The sequence below is a fragment of the Catelliglobosispora koreensis DSM 44566 genome (assembly GCF_000379685.1).
Taxonomy (GTDB): domain Bacteria; phylum Actinomycetota; class Actinomycetes; order Mycobacteriales; family Micromonosporaceae; genus Catelliglobosispora; species Catelliglobosispora koreensis.
Window position 1 is genome coordinate 92,144 of record NZ_KB903251.1, and the last position, 13,870, is coordinate 106,013.

General features: G+C 64.9%; 11 protein-coding genes. 7 read left to right on the forward strand and 4 right to left on the reverse strand.

All coding sequences use genetic code 11. From position 1 onward, the window contains the following. Position 1 precedes the first annotated feature (1 nt). Positions 2 to 829, forward strand: coding sequence for an SDR family NAD(P)-dependent oxidoreductase (locus A3E1_RS0111010; RefSeq protein ID WP_020520821.1), 828 nt, complete (start codon positions 2 to 4; stop codon positions 827 to 829). Here A3E1_RS0111010 and A3E1_RS0111015 read toward each other — a convergent pair. From A3E1_RS0111015 to A3E1_RS0111030, 4 genes are all read right to left on the reverse strand, one after another. Beyond that, the gene (locus A3E1_RS0111015) at positions 826 to 1,890 is read right to left on the reverse strand and encodes a CapA family protein (RefSeq protein ID WP_020520822.1); all 1,065 of its coding nucleotides are present in this window, start codon (positions 1,888 to 1,890) and stop codon (positions 826 to 828) included. The two genes, A3E1_RS0111010 and A3E1_RS0111015, sit on opposite strands and share 4 nt — an antisense overlap. A gap of 74 nt (positions 1,891 to 1,964) precedes the next feature. Next, on the reverse strand, positions 1,965 to 3,047 hold the full coding sequence (locus tag A3E1_RS0111020; RefSeq protein WP_020520823.1) for a CaiB/BaiF CoA transferase family protein: 1,083 nt from the start codon (positions 3,045 to 3,047) through the stop codon (positions 1,965 to 1,967). Continuing rightward, entirely contained in the window at positions 3,047 to 4,240 is a 1,194-nt protein-coding gene (locus A3E1_RS0111025; protein ID WP_245571131.1) for a lipid-transfer protein, read from the reverse strand. The genes A3E1_RS0111020 and A3E1_RS0111025 overlap by 1 nt, the downstream gene beginning before the upstream one ends. Before the next feature lie 9 nt (positions 4,241 to 4,249). Continuing rightward, a complete protein-coding gene (locus tag A3E1_RS0111030; protein ID WP_020520825.1) occupies positions 4,250 to 5,776 on the reverse strand; it encodes an AMP-dependent synthetase/ligase in 1,527 nt (508 codons plus the stop codon). A gap of 229 nt (positions 5,777 to 6,005) precedes the next feature. Here A3E1_RS0111030 and kdpF point away from each other — a divergent pair, with 229 nt between their 5' ends. Genes kdpF through A3E1_RS0111065 form a run of 6 tightly spaced genes read left to right on the forward strand, consistent with a single transcriptional unit; the run spans position 6,006 to position 13,870 of the window. Beyond that, on the forward strand, positions 6,006 to 6,095 hold the full coding sequence (kdpF, locus tag A3E1_RS44610; protein WP_020520826.1) for a K(+)-transporting ATPase subunit F: 90 nt from the start codon (positions 6,006 to 6,008) through the stop codon (positions 6,093 to 6,095). After that, positions 6,095 to 7,765: a potassium-transporting ATPase subunit KdpA gene (gene kdpA, locus A3E1_RS0111045; protein WP_020520827.1), complete on the forward strand. Its 1,671-nt coding sequence runs from the start codon at positions 6,095 to 6,097 to the stop codon at positions 7,763 to 7,765. Before kdpF ends, kdpA begins: the two co-directional genes overlap by 1 nt. Continuing rightward, positions 7,765 to 9,816, forward strand: coding sequence for a potassium-transporting ATPase subunit KdpB (kdpB, locus tag A3E1_RS0111050; protein WP_020520828.1), 2,052 nt, complete (start codon positions 7,765 to 7,767; stop codon positions 9,814 to 9,816). The genes kdpA and kdpB overlap by 1 nt, the downstream gene beginning before the upstream one ends. Next, positions 9,816 to 10,655 carry a potassium-transporting ATPase subunit C gene (locus A3E1_RS0111055; protein ID WP_020520829.1) on the forward strand — a complete coding sequence of 280 codons (840 nt, stop codon included), beginning with the start codon at positions 9,816 to 9,818 and terminating at the stop codon, positions 10,653 to 10,655. The genes kdpB and A3E1_RS0111055 overlap by 1 nt, the downstream gene beginning before the upstream one ends. A 33-nt stretch (positions 10,656 to 10,688) precedes the next feature. Next, positions 10,689 to 13,187, forward strand: a complete 2,499-nt coding sequence (locus A3E1_RS0111060; RefSeq protein ID WP_020520830.1) for a sensor histidine kinase — start codon at positions 10,689 to 10,691, stop codon at positions 13,185 to 13,187. Next, positions 13,184 to 13,870 (forward strand): response regulator, encoded by a 687-nt coding sequence (locus A3E1_RS0111065; RefSeq protein ID WP_020520831.1) that lies wholly within the window; start codon positions 13,184 to 13,186, stop codon positions 13,868 to 13,870. The genes A3E1_RS0111060 and A3E1_RS0111065 overlap by 4 nt, the downstream gene beginning before the upstream one ends.

Sequence of the window (13,870 nt, forward strand, 5' to 3'; positions counted from 1 at the left end):
CATGGGTGCACTCGATGGCAGGGTCGCCATCATCACCGGCGGCGGCCGGGGCATCGGGCGTGAGCACGCTCTGCTGTTCGCGCGAGAAGGAGCCAGCGTCGTCGTCAACGACTTCGACCCCGACGTGGCCGAAGAGATCGCCAAGGAGATCGGCGGTGTCGCTGTTCCTGGCGACGTTTCCGACTTCGGCGTGGCGGCGGCGATGGTGGAGCGGGCGATCAGCCACTACGGCAAGCTCGATGTGCTCATCAACAACGCGGGCATTTTGCGGGACCGGTTCCTTGCTGACATGACCGAAGACGAGTGGGACGCCGTCATCAAGGTTCACCTCAAGGGCCACTTCGCTCCACTACAGCAGGCGGCCCGTTATTGGAAGGCCACGGCTAAGGCGAGCGGACCGGTCAACGGTGCGGTGGTTAACACAGCGTCGGCCAGCGGCACGTTCCTGCCGAACCCGGGCCAGATCAACTACGGCGCGGCAAAGGCTGGCATCGCGGCGATGAGCCTGGTGGCGGCTCAGGAACTGGGCCGCTATGGCGTACGCGTCAATGGCATCGCCCCGGTCGCGCGGACCCGTCTGACCGAGGACGTGCCGATGGTGGGCGATCTCGTTGCCGCGCCATCGGAGGAAGGCGCTTTTGACGCCTACCACCCGTCGCACGTCTCGCCGTTGGTGGCCTATCTGTCCACCGCGGACTGCACCATCACCGGCAAAGTGTTCTCGGTGCAGGGCGGCCTGATCCAGGAGCTGGAAGGCTGGAAGGCCGGTGGCGCTTACGAAACCACGGGGCCGTGGACGCTGGAGTCGGTCGCGGCCAAGCTGGGCTAAGACGATGGCGCCTCGGCGAGCCCGGTGCACTTGGCCGACTCGTCGAGGCGCTTTTGTATGGCGTCCTTCTGCGTGCCGAAGACGGGAATGGGCTGACCGGTCTCACTGACCGTCCCGACGACGAACTCCCGTCCCGTGACCCGGCCGTCCCGGCGGACCGTCACGAGCAACAACCCGGTGTCCTTGCTGCCTGAGCGGGCCCACAGAAAGTTGCCCAGCCCGTAGTGGACATAGGTCTTACCACTGAATCCGTCGCCTTGCGGCACATGGGAATGCGTCCCGACGATAATGTCGGCCCCCGCGACTGCCAGTTCCTTGGCGATGCTCTTCTGATCCGTGTTGGGACAGTTCACATCCTCGGTGCCCCAGTGCAGGTAGACGATGACGACATCGGCCAGCGAACGGGCCTTCTTCACCGCGGCGACGGAAAGCTTGCGGTCGTGCGCCATCGCGATGCCGGGCTTGGCGGCCGTCGCCTTCCATGGCCCGGCCAGTTCCCAAACCTGAGACAGGGCAACGACTCCGAGCTTCACGCCCTTAACCGTCGTGATGTAGGGCTCGTAGGCCTCCGTCACGTTGCGGCCTGCGCCAACGACCGGCATGTTGGCGGCTTTGGCCCCGTCAAGCGTGTCGAGGAGACCGATCTGCCCATAGTCGAGGGTGTGGTTGTTGGCGATGCTCACCAGGTCGACGCCTGCGGCTTGAATCGCTTGGTACGCCGATGCAGGCGCCCGGAAGTGGAAGTTCTTGGGCTGCTTCTCGCCGCGTTCGGTGATGGCCGTTTCCAGGTTCACCATCGACCAGTCAGCGGCGGACAGCTGCTTGGCGAACGGCCCGAACGTGGTCTTCGGATCGTTGAGCAGCGGCAACGTGTGATCGACGAAATGCACATCCCCAGCGAAGGCGAGGGTCAGCTCGTTAGCGGTCGACGGCGACGGGCTAGGCCGTGAAGGCAGGGCCGTCGGCAGGTCAGGCAGCGGGCCAGGAGGCGGTGGCGCCTGGTCACAGCCAGCGAGCACGATGGCGGCAATCGCAATGATCAAACCTGAGAGGCGTGGCACAACGGCAGTCTATGGTTGAGCCACTCTGACGTAGTGATGGCCCTCGCTCGATCGCGGCGAGCGGGGCCATAGCACTAGGTCCAGCTGGACAGGACGTCGTCGAGAGCGTCCTCACCTGGGTGCGGAGGTCTGCGGCCCAGCTCTGGCGGCGTGCGCGAAAAGCGGGGCGCGGGTGCGGGCTGGGTCGCCCCTTCGTGCACCACATAGGTCCCGCGTGCCTGCAGGTGCTCGTCAGCGGCGGCGTCCCAGAGCGAGAGCACCGGTGCCACACAGCCGTCTGAGCCGGCGAACACCTCGGCCCACTCGCCTTGCGTCCTGGACCGGAACACGTCCGCGATCAGCGAGCGCAACGCTGGCCACCGCTCGCGGGAGAAGTAGTCATCGGTCTCACCGGCCAGCCCGAGACGTGTCATCATCTCGGCGAAGAACTGCGGCTCCAGCGGGCCGACCGCCATGTGCTTACCGTCTGACGTTTCGTAGACGCCGTAGAAGGGTGCGCCCCCGTCAAGCAGATTGACCCCGCGACGGTCCGCCCACGTGCCGCCCTGCAACATGGACCACTGCAGGGTGAGCAGGTGCGCCGCACCGTCCACAATGGCGGCGTCGACCACTTGGCCTTTTCCGCTGGTACGCGTCTCCCAAAGGGCGGCAAGGATTCCCGCGGCCAGATACATGGCACCGCCGCCGAAATCGCCGATCAGGTTCAGCGGCACCGACGGCGGACCGTCAGCCGGCCCGATCGTGTGCAAGACGCCACTGACCGCGATGTAGGCGATATCGTGCCCGGCCGTGTGCGCGCGGGGGCCGCTCTGGCCCCAGCCCGTCATCCGCCCATAAACGAGCTTCGGGTTTACCGCGAAGCAGTCCTGCGGCCCGACCCCGAGCCGCTCAGCCACCCCGGGCCGGAAGCCCTCGATGAGCACGTCGGCTTTTTCGATGAGCCGCAACGCTTCCGCCGCTTGCGTCTTCAGATCCAGCGAGACCGACCGCTTGCCGCGATTCAGGAGATCCTTCTTGTACTCCGTCGCTACGATCCCGCCTGCGGGACGGTCGATCCGCACGACGTCGGCGCCGAGGTCGGCGAGGAACATCGCGCAGAAGGGACCCGGGCCGATCCCCGCCAGCTCAACGACCCGCAGTCCCTTCAGCGGTCCCATTAGGGCTTCTTGTACATCGTGACGACGGCGGCGCCGCCTAGGCCAATGTTGTGCTGCAAGGCGACTCGGGCACCCTCGACCTGCCGTGCCTCGGCCTGGCCGCGCAGTTGCCAGGTCAGCTCGGTGCACTGGGCCAGACCGGTCGCGCCGAGCGGGTGTCCTTTGGAGATAAGCCCTCCGGACGGGTTCACGACCCACTTGCCGCCATAGGTTGTCGCCCCGCCGTCGATGAGCGACCCACCTTGACCGGGCTCGCACAGCCCCAGCGCTTCATAGGTGAGCAGTTCGTTGACAGAGAAGCAGTCGTGCAGCTCGATGACCTGAACGTCTTGCGGGCCAAGGCCTGCGCGGTCATAGACACGCTGCGCGGCCAGGCGGGACATCTCGGCGCCCACGATGCTGATGGCACTGCGGTCCTCGAATGTCGATGGCGTGTCGGTCACCATCTCCTGTGCCGCGATCTCGATGGCCCGATCCCATAGGTTGTGCTGCTCCACGAAACGCTCAGAAGCCAACACCGCGGCAGCCGAGCCATCGGAAGTCGGCGAACACTGCAGTTTCGTGAGCGGTTCGTGAATCATCGTCGCGCCCAGGATCTCCTCCAGCGTGTAAACGGTCTGGAATTGAGCGTAGGGGTTGTTGGCGGAGTGCCGGTGGTTCTTCTCGGCGATGCGCGCGAACTGTTCTGGCGTGGTCCCATATTTCGTCATGTGCTCGCGGCCGGCGTCGGCGAACATCTGCGCCGCCATCGGTGCCGCGGTGAGTTCGTAGAGTTCGGACAGTGCCATCAGGTGGCGCATCAACGGCTGTTCCCGGTCGCCAAACTGCGCGGTCAGCGAGCCGGGCTGCATCTTCTCGAAGCCGAGAGCCAGCACGCAGTCGGCCAGACCGCCCTGAACCAGTTGCCGCCCAAGGAAAAGCGCGGTCGAGCCGGTGGAGCAGTTGTTGTTCACATTGCTGATCGGGATGCCGGTCAGCCCCAGCTCGTAAAGACCGCGCTGGCCACAGGTGGAATCGCCGTAGACGTAACCCACGACCGCCTGCTCGATGGTGCTGTAGGCAACGCCGGCGTCGTCGAGCGCCTTCTTTCCCGCCTCACGCACCATCTCGGGGTAGTCAATGTCGTCGCGGCCAGGTTTGCGGAAGGGAGTCATGCCGACCCCGATGACAAACACGCGTGAAGAAACAGTCACGACTGTATGTTAGTTGCCGTAGAGCGATTCGAATAGGCCTGCATAACGCTCAAAAACCACTTTCCGCCGCACTTTCAGGGAGGGGGTCAGGTCACCGGTCTCCGGCGTGAAGTCGTGATCGAGGATCGTGTGACGGCGCACCTGCTCCGGCGGTGCGTAGCGCTGGTTGACCTCATAGACGAACTGGTCCACCAGATCGCGAGCCTCTTGCTCGCTGATGCCCGCGCGGTCAACCTCTTCGCGGTCCAGCGTCAGCAACGCCACGGCATAGGGCCGGCGATCGCCATACATCACCGCTTGCGAGATCCAGCGGCACTGGCGCAGATCGTTTTCCATGTTCGCGGGGCTGAGGTTCTTGCCGGCGCTCGTGATGATGAGATCTTTCTTGCGGCCAGTGATGGTTAGATAGCCCTCGTCGTCGAGCTCGCCCAGATCACCCGTGTGCAGCCAGCCATCGCGGATCGTCTCAGCCGTCGCTTGTGGATTGTTGTGATAGCCCGGGAACACGTGCTTGCCCCGCGTCAGAATCTCCCCGTCCTCGGCGATGCGGACCTCAACTCCCGCCAGAGCCTTGCCAACGGTGCCATGCTTCGTGGCTCCAGGAGAATTCGAAGAGATCAGTGCCGTCGCCTCGGTCAACCCATAAGCCTCATATATGGGTACGCCGCAAGCGCCGAAGAACTCAAGAATCTCTTTGGCGATCGGGGCACCACCGGTCAGCGCCTCGACGACGTTGCCGCCAAAGATGCCCTGCACGATCGCGGGGCCGTATTCGGCGCGCTGCTCCTCGTCGAGCATCGACGCGACACGGGCGTAGGCCTTCTCGAAAAGCCTTGGCACGCTTGGCACATGCGTGGGCTTGAGCTCGCCGAGATCGTCGACGATCCGGGTGACGTCACCACCCCAGAACACCAGCGTCGCCCCCGTGGCGAGCGTAGCGAACTGCACCGTGCGCGCGAACATGTGCGCCAGCGGCAGGTAGAGATACATCGTTGAGCCCACCGTCATCGCGCTCAGCGAGGTGATGGCGTCGATCGTGGCGAACCAGTTGGCGTGCGTGATGAGACAGCCCTTGGGTGGACCCGTGGTTCCGGACGTGTAGATGATGGTGTTCACGTCATCAGGGCCAACGGCGGGTGCCGCGAAAGTGCCCCCGCCGGACAGCTCGCCAAGCATCACCGTCGGCACGTCCCCGGTGCGGGTGCGCTGCGTTTCGTTGCCACATACGGCCAGTTTCGTGCCCGAATCGCTGAGTACCCAAGCGTTTTCCTCGGCCGAGTTCGTGGGATAGACCGGCACGCATACCGCTCCCAAGGCGGCGACCGCCAGATCACACACCGTCCACTCCGGACTCGTGTCGGCCAGCAGAGCCACCTTGTCGCTCTTCGTCATCCCCATCGCCGCAAGTGCACCGGCCGTTTGCTGGACCCGGTCTGCCAGCTCCGCATAGGACAGCTGGCCACCGGGAAACTTCAGCGCGACTGCGTCACGGTGCGCATGAGCCGCGTCGGCGGCGAAGGTCGCGAGCGTACGCATAGACATCTCCAAAAGTGGTCAGCTGCCTTTTCACTTTGCGCGAGAGCGTAGCCCCTCGTCAAGATCGCGTCAAGAATGCCTGTTCAGGCGTATGGGAGGCGTCAGAGCCGCTGGCAACTCGGGGTCTAGCGCGGTTCGCTCGGGAGGTGATAAACGACCTGACCTTCGTCCTGCTCACCATCGGCCTGTTCGCTCTGCTCGCCCTGACGATCCGGGGAGCTGAGCGGCTGTGACCGCGATCGACCTCGTTGGCCTGGCCATCGCCGCGGGGCTGGCCATGTTCATGGTCGCGGCTCTGCTTTTCCCAGAAAGGTTCTGATGACTACCGCTTTCGCGGGAGTGCTCTTCATCCTCTCGCTCATCGTCGCGCTGGCGGTGGCTTACCGCTATCTCGGCGACTACGTGTTCAAGGTCGTCTCGGGCACCCGTCACTCCGCCGTGGAGCGTGGGCTCTACAAGGTGATGGGAGTGAACCCAGCGGCGGAACAGTCCTGGGGCACCTATGCCCGCAGCCTCCTAGCGTTCTCGGCCGTCTCGATGCTTGCCCTGTATGGGTTCCTGCGGTTGCAGGACCATCTCCTGACGACGCCTCAGTTCGCGGCGGGAATCAACGAGCGGGTCTTCGCTCATCTCGCGTGGAATACCGCGGTCAGCTTCGTGACGAACACGAACTGGCAGGCGTATTCGGGTGAGGCGACCATGACTCACTTCGTTCAAGCGGCGGGCTTGGCGGTGCAGAACTTCGTTTCCGCCGCGGTCGGCATCGCCGTCGCCATCACGCTGGTCCGGGGCTTCGCCCGTTCCCGCACCGACAAACTCGGCAACTTCTGGGTTGACCTCACGCGCATCACGTTGCGCCTTCTGTTGCCGCTGAGCGCTATCGCGGCCGTGCTGCTGATCGCTGGCGGGGTGGTGCAGAACTTCTCCGATGGCACGGTGGTGTCCACGTTGACCGGTGGGCAGCAACACCTCACGGGTGGGCTCGTGGCCTCACAGGAAGCCATCAAGGAGCTGGGCACCAACGGTGGCGGGTTCTACAACGTGAACTCGGCCCACCCGTTTGAGAACCCGGCGTCGTGGACCAACTGGCTGGAGATCTTCCTGCTGTTGTGCCTGCCGATCGCGATGCCCCGGGTGTTCGGGCGGATGATCGGTGACAACCGGCAGGGGTACGCGATAGTGGCCGTCATGGCCACTCTGGCGCTCGCCAGCGTCGCGCTCACGAATGTCTTTGAACTCAACGCGAGCGGCACCGTGCCGTCGGCCGTCGGGGCCGCACTGGAAGGTAAGGAGATCCGCTTCGGCGTCTCCAACTCGGCCACCTTCGCGGCGGCGACAACACTGACGTCGACGGGAGCCGTTAATTCCTTTCACGACTCATACACCGCACTCGGCGGCATGATGCCGATGGTCAACATGATGCTGGGCGAAGTCGCGCCGGGCGGTGTGGGCGCGGGGCTTTACGGCATGCTGGTGATCGCGGTGCTGACCGTTTTCATCGCGGGACTCATGGTTGGCCGGACGCCGGAATACCTCGGTAAGAAGATCGGCGCGCGGGAAATCAAGTTCGCCTCGCTCTACTTCCTCGTGACGCCAGTGCTGGTCTTGAGCGGCACCGCGGCCGCTCTAGCGACGGGAAACTGGAGCACGCAAGCCAACGCTGGCCCGCATGGGTTCTCCGAAGTGCTCTATGCCTTCACCTCGGCGGCGAACAACAACGGTTCCGCGTTCGCCGGCCTTACCGTGAACACGCCTTGGTGGGACACCGCTTTGGGCTTAGCGATGTTTCTCGGGCGCTTCCTGCCGATCATCCTGGTGCTCAGGCTGGCCGGCTCGCTGGCACGGCAGAAGCCGGTTCCGGTATCAGCGGGCACACTGCCCACCCACAGGCCGTTGTTCATCGGCATGGTCGTGGGCGTCGTGCTGATTCTTGTGGCGTTGACTTTCCTCCCGGCGCTCGCGCTCGGGCCGTTGGCTGAAGGTTTGTGATGACAGAACAACTTTGGCGCTCCCTTCCGGACGCTCTGGCCAAGCTCAACCCGATGACGCTGTGGCGCAACCCGGTGATGTTCGTGGTCTGGATCGGGGCTGTGTGCACCACGGTTTTGGCTATGATCGAACCGTCTGCCTTCGCCTGGACCATCGTGGGGTGGCTCTGGCTGACCGTGGTGTTCGCGAACCTGGCCGAGGCGGTGGCCGAAGGCCGGGGCAAGGCGCAAGCCGCGACGTTGCGCAGGGCCAAGAAGGACACCATCGCCAGGAAGCTGCCGCGATGGCCCGCGCTCGGCGAGGTCGCCACGGAAGCGGTTGCCCTGCGACAAGGTGACGTGGTCGTCTGTGAAGCGGGCGATATCATCCCCGGCGATGGCGACGTCATCGAAGGTATCGCGAGCGTTGACGAGTCAGCGATCACCGGCGAGTCGGCTCCCGTGATCCGGGAGTCGGGCGGTGACCGCAGCGCGGTAACCGGTGGCACCAAGGTGCTTTCCGACCGGATCGTCGTGCGGATCACGCAGAAGCCCGGTGAGTCGTTCATCGACCGGATGATCGCACTGGTTGAAGGCGCCAGCCGGCAGAAGACCCCGAACGAGATCGCCCTCAACATCTTGCTAGCCAGCTTGACCATCATCTTCCTGCTGACCGTCGCCACGTTGCAGCCGATGGCGGTCTACGCCAAGGGATGGCAGCTGGCCGCACCGGACACCATCGCGCTCAGCAAGGACGGCCTATCCGGGATCGTGCTCATCTCATTGCTAGTCGCCTTGATCCCCACCACCATCGGTGCCTTGCTGTCCGCTATCGGCATCGCGGGGATGGACCGGCTGGTGCGGCGCAATGTCCTTGCCATGTCGGGCCGCGCCGTGGAAGCAGCGGGTGACGTGACCACGCTTTTGCTGGACAAGACCGGGACGATCACGCTGGGAAACCGGCAGGCGTCGGAATTCTTGCCGGTGAAGGGAACCACGGCTCTGGAGCTGGCGGATGCCGCGCAACTGTCCAGTTTGGCCGATGAAACGCCCGAGGGACGGTCGATCGTCGTTCTCGCCAAGGAGCAATTCAATCTGCGTGAGCGGGAAAGCAAGGACCTTCACTTCGTGGCCTTCACCGCGCAGACACGCATGTCTGGCGTGGACATGAAGGACCGCCAGATCCGCAAAGGTGCGGCGACCGCGGTGATGAAGTGGGTACGCGAAAACGGCGGTCACCCCACCGACGACGTTGGCTCCGCTGTCGATGCCATCAGCGCCGGGGGCGGGACACCGCTCGTGGTCGCTGAAATCGCCGCAGGGAGGCCAGCCCGCGCTCTGGGCGTCATTCACCTCAAGGATGTCGTCAAGCAGGGCATGCGTGAGCGGTTCGACGAGATGCGGCGCATGGGCATCCGGACCGTGATGATCACGGGCGACAATCCGTTGACAGCCAAGGCGATCGCGCAAGAGGCCGGGGTCGACGACTTCCTCGCCGAGGCGACGCCTGAGGACAAACTCGCGCTCATCAAGAAGGAGCAAGAGGGCGGCCGTTTGGTCGCGATGACCGGCGACGGCACGAATGACGCCCCCGCGCTCGCTCAGGCCGACGTCGGCGTAGCGATGAACACCGGAACCTCCGCCGCCAAAGAGGCTGGGAACATGGTGGACCTCGACTCTGATCCGACGAAGCTGATCGAGATCGTGGCGATCGGCAAGCAGTTGCTCATCACGCGCGGGGCGCTGACGACCTTCTCGATCGCCAATGATGTAGCCAAGTACTTCGCGATCATCCCGGCCATGTTCGCCGGGGTCTATCCGGCTCTCGACGCGCTCAACGTCATGCGGCTGAGTTCGCCTGAGAGCGCCATCATCTCGGCGATCGTCTTCAACGCGCTCGTCATCGTGGCACTCATTCCGCTCGCCTTGCGCGGGGTCCGGTACCGGCCGGGGAGCGCGAGTCAGCTGCTGGCCCGCAACCTCTGGATCTATGGGCTCGGCGGCCTCATCGCACCATTCATTGGCATCAAATTGATCGACATTGTCGTGTCATTTATTCCAGGGATCTCGTAATGCGCATACCAAGCTGGATCAGCCAGCACGGGGCCGCGGTCCGTGCGGTGCTCGTCTTCACCGTGATAACGGGTTTGCTTTATCCCGCCGTCATCCTCGGCATCGCTCAGCTTCCCGGGCTCAGCGACAAAGCGGGCGGATCGATCGTCGAAGCGAATGGCCAGCCGGTGGGCAGCAGCCTGATCGGGCAGTCGTTCCTTGACGCGCAAGGAAATCCAGTCAAGAAATACTTCCAGAGCCGGCCCTCGGCGACGTATGAGTTCGAATACAACACCGATGGCACCGCGGCTAGCAATCTCGGCCCAGAGTCCATTGAGGGCAACGAAGCGCTCCTCACGACGGTTTGCGCGCGCAGCAAAGCCGTTGGGGAGCTGGAAGGCGTGGACGGAGCCCGGCCGTATTGCACCAAGGGTGGCGTCGGCGCGGTCCTGCGGGTCTTTTACAGCGAAGGACTGAAAGGCAAGGTACAGCGGGCGGTCAGCGTCAACGAACTCTGCCCGGCGACGCCCTTCCTCGCCGCGCACGAGGGGGTCACCGTCGAGTGCGCTCAACCAGGCGGTGACTACGCGGGTGGCGTGTTGGTGCCGGTCCGTGGGGACGCTGCGGAGTCACCCGCCGTGCCCGCTGACGCGGTAACGGCAAGCGGCAGTGGGCTCGACCCGCACATCAGCGTCGCCTACGCGAAGCTGCAAGCGCCACGGGTCGCGCGCGAGCGTGGGCTGCCGCTCGACAGGGTGCTCAAGCTTGTCGGCGCTCACACCACCGCCAGGTTCCTTGGTTTCATGGGCGAGCCAGCGGTGAGCGTGTTGGAGCTCAACCTGGCACTCGACCGCGAGTGACGACCACGAGCGCGGCCCTGGGAGGATTTAGGCATGTCACGCGGACAGTTGCGGATCTATCTCGGTGCCGCGCCGGGTGTCGGCAAGACCTACGCCATGCTCGAGGAAGCGCACCGGCGCAAGGGCCGGGGCACCGACATCGTCATCGGCTTCGTGGAGACCCATGGGCGCCGGCACACGATGGAACTGATCGGCGACCTGGAGACGCTGCCGCGGCGGGCGATTGAGTATCGCGGCGCCACCTTTACCGAGATGGATGTGGACGCCGTCATCGCGCGCAAGCCAGATGTCGTGCTCGTCGACGAACTAGCCCACACGAACGTGCCGGGCTCCCGCAACGCCAAGCGCTGGCAGGACATTCAAGAGCTGGTGGACGCGGGTATCACCGTACTGTCCACTTTGAACATTCAGCACCTGGAGTCGCTCAACGATGTGGTGCAGACGATAACCGGTGTGCCGCAACGGGAGACCGTGCCAGATCAGGTCGTGCGCCGGGCCGAGCAGGTTGAGCTCGTGGACATGACTCCTGAGGCGTTGCGCCGGCGCATGGTGCACGGCAACGTTTATCAGCCCGAGAAGATCGATGCCGCGCTCGGCAACTACTTCCGGGTCGGCAACCTCACGGCGCTGAGGGAGCTGGCCCTGATCTGGCTCGCGGACAAGGTCGATGAGCAACTCGACCGCTATCGCGCCGAGCACAATATCGACAAGACCTGGGAGGCCCGTGAGCGCGTCGTCGTCGCGCTAACCGGCGGACCGGAGGGCGAAACGCTGATCCGGCGGGCCGCCCGGATCGCTGACCGTGCCCGGGGAGCGGCACTGCTCGCGGTGCACGTCGCCAGAAGCGACGGGCTCGCGGGCGCCGACCCGGCGCTGTTAGCCAAGCAAAGGGTCCTCATCGAAAGCATGGGCGGGAGCTATCACGAGGTCGTCGGCACCGACATTCCCCAGGCCCTGCTGGAATTCGCTCGCGGGGTGAACGCGACACAGCTCGTGCTCGGGGCGAGCAGACGTGGCCGCTTCGCCCAGATCCTGTCCCGGGGCGTCGGAGTAACGACGACGGCCGAATCGGGCTCTATCGACGTCCATCTCGTCACCCACGAAGAAGTCAGCCGGGGCAACAGGTTGTCCATCGGGCGCTCCGCGCTGTCGCTGCGGCGGCGGGCCGCCGGGTTCGCCCTCGCGGCGGCCGGCTTACCTTTGCTGACCCTCGGCCTGCTCGCGGCCGGGGAACTCAACCTCACCAGCGACGTGCTGCTCTTCCTGCTCGCCGTGGTCATCGTCGCGCTCGTGGGCGGCCTGTGGCCCGCGGTGCTCGCCGCGCTTGGCGGATTCCTCTTACTGAACTACTACTTCACGCCGCCCGTGCGCGAGTGGACCATCGCGGAGACGGAAAACCTGCTGTCGCTGTTGGTGTTCTTGGGAGTTGGCATCTCCGTGAGTGTTGTCGTCGATCTCGCCGCCAAACGCACGCGCGAGGCCGCCCGAGCGTCAGCCGACGCTCAGACACTGTCCACCGTGGCCGGTGGCGTCCTGCGCGGCGGCCGTCCGCTGATCGCGCTACTGGAGCGCCTGCAAGAAACCTTCCAGCTGACCGCTGTGTCGCTCCTGGAACGAGACAGTGACGGCAAATGGCAGATCGCCGAATCGGTCGGGACTAGCGCGGCTAAGACTCCCGCTGAGGGTGACACCGAAGTGACGATAGACAGCCAGCTCGCGATGGTCCTCAAAGGACCTTCGCTGGGTGCGGGCGACCGGCGCATCCTGGAAGCCTTCGCGGCGCAGGCGGCCACGGCACTGCGTCAGGAACGGCTCGCCTTGGAAGCGGCCAAAGCCAAGCCGCTGGCCGCCGCCGACAAGATGCGCACGGCACTGCTCGCGGCGGTCAGCCACGACTTGCGTACGCCTTTGGCGAGCGCGAAGGCGGCGGTCACCAGCCTGCGCAGCACTGAAGTGCGTTTCACCGAGGACGACCGGGAAGAACTGCTGGCGACGGCCGACGAATCCTTGGACAAGCTGAACCGCCTCGTGGTGAATCTGCTCGACATGAGCCGTTTACAAGCCGGTGTCCTTGGCGTGTCATTACAGCCCGTAGGCTTCGAGGAAGCGGTCCCGCACGCGCTTGATGAGCTGGGCGGGGCCGCGCGGGCGGTCCGCATGCGGATCCCCGTCGACCTGCCGGCGGTCAGCGCTGACCCTGGCCTGCTGGAGCGCGTGCTCGTGAACATTGTCGGCAACGCGCTCAGGTTCAGCCCACCGGAAAAACCACCCTTGCTCAAAGCCAGTGAACACGGTGGCTGGGTGGAACTGCGCGTCAGCGACCAGGGCCCGGGGATTCCAGAGGAAGACTGGGAGCGGGTTTTCTTGCCGTTTCAGCGTTTTGGCGACCGTGACAACACCAGTGGCGTCGGGCTCGGCCTGGCATTGGCCCGTGGTCTGACCGAAGCGATGGGCGGCACCCTGCGGCCCGAGGCGACGCCGGGCGGTGGGCTGACGATGGTGTTGTCGCTTAGGCAGGTGGAGGAAGCGTGACCAAGGTCCTCATCGTGGATGACGAGCCGCAGATCTTGCGTGCGTTGCGGATCAATCTGCGTGCCCGGGGTTATGACGTCGAAGTCGTGCCCGATGGGACGTCGGCTTTGAAAGCGGCAGCGGCGTACCACCCGGATCTCATTGTTTTGGACCTAGGTCTTCCAGACATGGACGGCGTCGACGTCATCCGCGGCGTCAGGGGCTGGACCGAGACGCCGATCATCGTGCTGTCCGGCCGCGCGGGCAGCGAGGACAAGGTCGAGGCGCTCGACGCGGGCGCTGATGATTACGTCACCAAGCCGTTTGGCGTCGATGAGCTGCTCGCGCGGATGCGTGCGGTCACCCGCCGGCACTCGAGCGTCGCCGAGGTGACGCCGATAGTCCGGATTGGACAGTTCAGTGTGGACATCGCGAGCCACTCGGTGCACGGCACCGACGGCAGCGAGGTCCGGCTGACGCCCACGGAGTGGGGACTGCTCAGCCTGCTCGTGCGCAATCCGGGAAAACTTGTCAGCCAGCGTCAGCTTCTGCGCGAGGTGTGGGGGCCGCAGTACCAGTCCGAGACCAACTACCTGCGCCAATACATGGCACAACTGCGCCGCAAGCTGGAAGCCGATCCCGCGCGCCCACGGCAATTGCTCACCGAGCCAGGAATGGGATATCGATTCTTGTCACAGGACTAG